We start from the raw sequence: 6,759 nt of genomic DNA on the forward strand, positions 1-6,759 counted from the left end.
CCGCGGCAAATGAACCCCCCGTCTTCCCGCACCATGCATGTTTTATTTGTCCACCAAAATTTCCCCGCCCAGTTCGGCCAAATCGCCAACCACTTGGTGCAAAAGCATGGTTGGCGATGCACGTTTGCATCACAGCACGGCGGTGAAATCGAGGGCATCGGCCGCGTGCTGTACGAACCACGCGGCGGTGCCCGTGCGGAGACGAATTTTTGCAGTCGCACCTTCGAGAATCAGATCTGGCATTCCACCGCGCTGTTCGACGCCCTGAGATCGCGTCCCGACGTCCAACCCGATTTGATCGTCGGACACAGCGGAATGGTTTCGACGCTGTACTTGCGCGAGTTGTACGATGTGCCGATCATCAACTATTTTGAGTTCTTCTATCGCACCCGGGACAGCGACATCGACTTCCGTGTCGACCTTCCTCCCTGTGACACCGCCACGCTGTTGCGAGCTCGAACCCGCAACGCGATGCTGTTGCTGGACTTGGAAAACTGCGATGCCGGATACGCCCCCACCGCATTTCAGCAGTCTCAATTGCCGGCGGAGTTCCGACCCAAGATCCGCACGATCTTTGACGGGATCGACACGGATTTCTGGAAACCGATCGAACGCCCCAGCCGTCGGGTCGCTGCGATCGACATTCCATCGGACCATCGGGTGTTGACCTACGTCAGCCGCGGCATGGAATCGATGCGTGGCTTCGACATCTTCATGCAAATCGCCGATCGAGTCTGTCGGGAACGCCGGGACGTGACCGTGCTGGTGATCGGCGAAGACCGGATCGCCTACGGTGGGGACGCCCGATTCACCGAAGGAAAAACGTTTAAAGAGTGGTTCCTCAGCAAACAGGCAATCGATCTCTCGCGGATCCACTTCGTCGGACGTGTCCGGCCCTCCGAGCTGGTCAATGTGTTTTCTCTGTCGGATGTTCATCTCTACCTAACCGTCCCGTTCACGTTGAGCTGGTCGTTGCTGAACGCGATGAGTTGCGGCGCGCTGGCGATCGGCAGCGATACCGCTCCGGTGAGAGAGTTGATCGAAGACGGAAAGAACGGATGGTTGGTGGACTTTTTCCAGATCGACCAGTGGGTGGAGCGTGTTCTGCAGGCACTCGATGCTCCGGCCGCGTTTGATCCGCTCCGAAAGGCGGCACGGCAGACCGTTTTGGATTCGTACACGCTGCCAAAGTGCCTGGACAAGATGCTGACGCTCTATCGTGAATTAGGAGTCGGCGTTGACGCGGATTCGAGTGCCGATCCATGATTCTACTCTTGGGCGGCAGCGGGTATGTCGCAACGACGTTCGCAAGCCGGCTGTCAGATCGAGGCCTGAACTTTTGCGTGATTTCACGGCGGGACTGCGACTACACACGGCGTGATCGTTTGATCGAGTTGATTGATCAGACGCAACCGTCGTTCCTGATCAACGCTGCCGGGTACACGGGCAAACCCAACGTGGAAGCCTGCGAACACCACAAAGCCGATTGTTTGCTGGGCAATGCCGTCCTTCCGGGCATCGTCCGCGAGGCCTGCGAGCTGCGCAACATTCCCTGGGGACACGTCTCGTCGGGCTGCATTTACAACGGCTCACGTCAGGATGGATCGGGGTTTCGTGAAACCGACCCGCCAAATTTCTGCTTTCGATCACCGCCCTGCAGTTTTTATTCGGGCAGTAAAGCGATCGGCGAGGAGTGTCTTCAAGGAGCGGACAACGTGTTTGTATGGCGGTTGCGGATTCCCTTCAGCAATCGAGATGGCGAACGCAACTACCTGTCAAAAATAATGCGTTACGAGCGTCTGTTGGACGTGACCAATTCACTCGCCGATGTGAATGAATTCGTCGATGCTTGCCTTCACTGTTGGCAAAATCGTGTCCCGTTTGGCGTCTACAACATCGTCAACACCGGCGCGGTCTCTACCGGCGAAGTCGTCCAGTTGATTCAGGCACAGCGCAACATCGACCGCGCCTTTCAGTACTTTCGCGACGAAGCCGAGTTCATGGCCGCGACCAACGGAGTGCCACGCTCCAGCTGCGTCCTGGACAACTCGAAACTCATCCAAACGGGGTTTCCGATCCGAGATGTCCGCGAAGCAATCGCGGCGGCGTTGGAGACTTGGCAACCGGAGCGTTAGCCCAATGCTTCTACTTTGGCTCTAACGGTGTTAGCGGAACACCGCCGAGCTTGGGAGCCGATGACGGTTGCTGTCCACCGTTGCTGCCCAGCCTGCTTCGGTTGGCTGGTTGCTCCGTCGCGCTCAGTAGCCCCATTCCTCGGCGGGGCCCGTTCCCCACGGCGTGATCGTGACGCAGTTATCCACCTCCTGGACGCCACCGGTCGACCAGGCCGTCCGTTCGACTTCGGTAAGTTCGTTGAGCGAGTGGACATCACCGGTGATGGTCACTTTCGAATCTTCAACCTCCACCGCCAACGTCTTGGAATTCAACAGCGAACTACGCTTGAACGCCGATTCGATCGCAGTCTTGATCGCACTGATCGTTTGGGGCGAAACCACCGCAATCTCATTTTTCATTCCTCGAGCGCCACGAAGGTGGCGAAGCGCGCGGTCAACGGCGTCTTTTTGGTAGCGGTGTTCAACCGTTCCTTCCGCTTTGATCCAACCGTCCTCGACAGCGATTTGAATGCTCCGGTCCGGCACTTCCGAGTCCCACTGGAGGGCATGGACGGCTGCAGCGGCGATCTGCTCGTCGTCCAAAACGTTTGCATCCGACGGTCGGACCTGGATTTCGTTGGCGACCGCACGCACACCATGTATACGCTTTGCCACTTCCTCGGCCTTGTGTTTGACCGAATAGACCGGGACATGACCGGCCAGTGTCACCACACCGTCTTTTGCGGTCACGCCGATCTGTGCGGCATCGACACTCGGCTCCCACTCCAATTCGTCCAAAACGTCACGCTGCAGGTGTGCGTCTGTTTTCATTTCGATGGTCTTTTTCATGATCCCGTTCACCTCCTTCGGTCATGGAACACACCGTTTCCAATGACGTTACGACTTTCTCTGGACTGTGTTTCGGCCTTTGATTCTTGCCCATCGACTCGCTTGAACAACGACTGGGCCAAGGCGATTCGAAGGAGTGCAAGTCGTGTGCCAACGGACCGCAGCCGAACGCGTCTGCGGGTCAGCCGATGCGGGTGGTGCTGTGACGATCGATGACTACTGCAGATTCGTCACGTTTTGCTGTGCCAATCGAGGCGACGCCGCGGTGACCTGCAAAAGCCGCGCGGGGCCTCGCTCGCCGATCAGCTGAATCCGTGTGCCATCGGGTAGTCGTTCTCGGAGCTGCCCGATCAGCACGCGCTTCTCCATGATGACCAACGCATGCTCGTTCTCGGCGATAAACTCACCGAGCGCTGTTGAGTTGCTGTTATCAAAGTGCCGGACATCGCTGCGCTGAAGATAAAAGGGGACCTCGGAGAACTCATGAGAAAGGGTGGCAATCGCTGAGTTCGCACTCAAAGGAAGCTTGGTCCGCAACGGAGACGCGGCGGCAAAGATCGTTTGCCGACGACTGTAGGCCGGAACGATCTGATGCATCACCATCACTGCCAACAAGAGGGTCAGGGCCGACGAGGAACCCCACGCATACTTGCCTTGATGTCGATCGGCAATCATCAGCAAACTGCCCACCAGCAGCGACGTCCAGATCAAGATCCAAACGTAACTCGTGATCGAAACGTTTGCTCCGGTCAATGCGATGAATGCCGAAAACCCGACGCCGGCCAAACAGGTCGCTGCCGTCGCCGTTCGTGCCGACCAAAAACGGGCAAACCACTCTCGCGAATTTGTCGTCGATCGTTTGGTGACGTAAACAAGATAGTGACCGACCATCAACGACAAGGCTGGGGCGGCCGGCAACAGGTACGTCGGCAACTTGCACTTGGCGATCGAAAAGAACACGAAACACCATCCGCTCCAAAGCATCAGGAATCCCAGCACCGGTGGACGACTTTGGGACACCGTCCGTGTCCGCGACGTGAGAAACCCGACGTAGGGAATCGTCAAGAACGTCCACGGATGGCCGGCCAGCAAGAGCACCGGGATGAAAAACCAAATCGGTCGGGCATGAAATTCACCTGCGAACCGCGCCACATTGTGGCGGTAAAAGAATTCGACCAGGAAAGACGGGTCCTGCATCGAGACGGCGACCAACCAGGGTGCGGTGATCCCGGCAACGACACCCAGCAGCATCAGGTAATGCCGAATGGTCGGCGCGACGTACGATTCGGTGAGCCAGCTGAAAACGATCAAGGGCGGCAGCAAGAGCACCAGTGCAAGCGGCCCCTTGGTCAGAAACGCCAAGCCACAGAACATTGCCGCCGCCAACCACCATCCCAAATGCAATGTCCGCTTGCCGGCGGCAGGCTTGATCGCCTCATAGACGCTGAATAACGAGAGCGTGGTCAATAGCGTCAACACACCGTCGATCAAGAGATACCGGCTGGTGAAAACAAATCCCACCGACAACATCAACACGCCGGTTGCGAACAGTCCGATTCGGCTGCCAAAGTTGCGATTGCCAAACCACATGGTCGCCAGCAACGTCCCGAAAGCCGCCAGCGCCGGAACCAATCGTGCCGACCATTCACTGACACCGAAGACACGATAGCTGATCGCACACAACCAATACAGCAGCGGCGGTTTGTCATAGTAGGGCTGGAAATTGAGTTGCGGCAGAACCCAATTCCCACTGACAAGCATCTCACGCGGAATCTCGGCGTAACGGGTTTCGTCTCGATCGATCAGCGGATAGCCGAGATTCGTAAACAGGAAGAGTGCCGCGACGACTAATAGCAGTCCGTGGACGATTGAAAAAGGACCGGAGATAACGCCTGTTGTCGCCACGGAAGGAAACTGAACCATGTTCCACCAATAGCGGACCAGTCCGGCCAGCACCGTCGGAATGTGGGCCACCGAAACCGTGCTGTTGCCGGCCGCCCGCGGTCGATGGGACACGCCCACTTCCACCACCGAGTGTCCCCGCTTCTTCGCTTCCGTCAACAATTCCGAGTTCACCAGGAACCCGCTGGTGGAAATCGTCAGTTCTTGCACCACGTTCCGGTGAAACAGTTTGAGCGCGCAATCCACATCACGAACTTCGGTGCCGAGCAAGCATCGAACGATCCCGTTGTAGACGCGGGAGTAAAAACATCGCAATCGACTATCCTTGCGATCGATCCGATAACCACACACGATGTCGTACCGCTGGGACAAAAACACCAACCGGTCCAACTCGGCTAGATCGAATTGGCAGTCCGCATCGGTAAACGCGACCAGATCGCACGTCGCGGCCGCGAATCCGTTTCGCAAGGCGGCGCCGTAGCCGAGATTGTCGTCATGACGGATCAGCCGAATCGCGGGGTTCAGTCGTGCGGCCTCGCGGACCAACGCCGACGTTTCGTCTGTGCTGCCATCGTCGACGACAATGATTTCGTATCGATCGGTCAAGTCGCCCAGCGCCGACTCTGCCTCCGCGATCGCTTGGCCAATCACCTCGGCTTCATTCCAAGCCGGCAAGACGAGCGAGAGACTTGGCGATCGCTTCGGCGCTGCCCCCTTGATCGATGGGTGGCCGGAACGGTGATCGAATTGGTCGAGTGGTTGCATCCTTGCGATCCTTTGTACTAGAGATTTAGTAATTCAGCTTGTATGGCCGCCAATCCCGCGGCACAAGATCAGTTGCCGACATGAGACGTGAAAAGACGACTCTCGGTGGAATAGAACGTGACCCAAAGTTGGTCACCCCGAATGAGAATCCAGCAGAACCCTGGAGCGGCCTTGGCGAAAATGGTCTGGTCGGTCCACGTCGTACTGCGCAGCTTGCTTCCGCTGCCGCTGACGACCTGCAACCATCCATGTCCCGAATCGTTCAGCTGCAAATCGTGATCATGGCCTGACAAATACAGATCGACCGCGTGCTCACGCAACAATTCCGGAACTGTTTCGGTGATTGCAGGATAGGCACCATGTCTTCCACCCGAAATCGCCGGATGATGCCCGATGACGATTTTGAACGTTGCATCGCTTTGAGTGAGTTGTTGATCCAGCCAAGCCAATTCGTCCTTGCCCCGTCGGTCAGGGTTCGCGATCAAATAGGTGTCGATCACAAACAGGTCGATCGCGACATCACCGATCAAGTGGCGAACGGAATAGTGATTGGCCGGCATCGTCCAGCGGTCACTTTTTTCCGTGTACCGAACCTGGGCATTGATATCGCCACCGTAGTCGTGGTTCCCGAGACAGACGTAGAACGGAAACGGAAACGAAGGTTCATCAAACAGGTTTTCGAAATCCGTTTGGAATCGCGGGTCGTCGACCGAGTCGACGCCGTGCTCATAAAAGTTGTCGCCCAGCAGCACGACGGCGTCGGGCGCTGCCCCTTGCGAATGACGTCTCATCGCGGCCACGACCTCTGTTCGCTGGTTGGAATCGTATCCGGTATCCCCGATGACCAGCAGGCTGAACTCCGATTCCGGATCGATCACTTGAGGCGACTCGCCCGTCTCGACCACTCGCTCGCCGTGCGTGACGATGATCCACTGATTATGTGCGGCGAAGCGATAGCCGGCGTACAGAATCATCGCCAGAGCGACGAAGCCGACGGCTCGTTTTGCAAAGTCTTTCATGGAATCGGTATGAGTTGTGGCAATGAAGAATTGGCAATCGTTGGTGTGTAGCCTTGAGGCGATTTTTCCCTCGCTGCGGAGCAGCGAGAGTAGGCGGCTAAAGCCCAATA

Annotated in this window: 5 protein-coding genes; 2 read left to right on the forward strand and 3 right to left on the reverse strand. The window is 57.2% G+C overall.

Going from position 1 to position 6,759, the window contains the following annotated elements:
* Window positions 1–33 precede the first annotated feature (33 nt).
* Both NZK35_RS12295 and NZK35_RS12300 read left to right on the forward strand, forming a co-directional pair.
* Window positions 34–1,266 (forward strand): glycosyltransferase, encoded by a 1,233-nt coding sequence (locus NZK35_RS12295; RefSeq protein WP_259632832.1) that lies wholly within the window; start codon window positions 34–36, stop codon window positions 1,264–1,266.
* On the forward strand, window positions 1,263–2,135 hold the full coding sequence (locus tag NZK35_RS12300) for an SDR family oxidoreductase (protein ID WP_259632833.1): 873 nt from the start codon (window positions 1,263–1,265) through the stop codon (window positions 2,133–2,135). The genes NZK35_RS12295 and NZK35_RS12300 overlap by 4 nt, the downstream gene beginning before the upstream one ends.
* A 123-nt stretch (window positions 2,136–2,258) precedes the next feature.
* Here NZK35_RS12300 and NZK35_RS12305 read toward each other — a convergent pair whose 3' ends face one another.
* The 3 genes from NZK35_RS12305 to NZK35_RS12315 form a co-directional block, all read right to left on the reverse strand.
* Entirely contained in the window at window positions 2,259–2,963 is a 705-nt protein-coding gene (locus tag NZK35_RS12305; protein WP_259632834.1) for a BON domain-containing protein, read from the reverse strand.
* A 216-nt stretch (window positions 2,964–3,179) separates the two neighbouring features.
* Window positions 3,180–5,630 (reverse strand): glycosyltransferase, encoded by a 2,451-nt coding sequence (locus NZK35_RS12310; RefSeq protein WP_259632835.1) that lies wholly within the window; start codon window positions 5,628–5,630, stop codon window positions 3,180–3,182.
* Window positions 5,631–5,698: 68 nt separating this feature from the next.
* Window positions 5,699–6,759: metallophosphoesterase (locus tag NZK35_RS12315; RefSeq protein ID WP_259632836.1), on the reverse strand; the 1,061-nt coding region annotated here is incomplete at its 5' end.

Origin of the sequence: Stieleria sedimenti (assembly GCF_025060895.1) — a bacterium.
GTDB lineage: Bacteria > Planctomycetota > Planctomycetia > Pirellulales > Pirellulaceae > Stieleria > Stieleria sedimenti.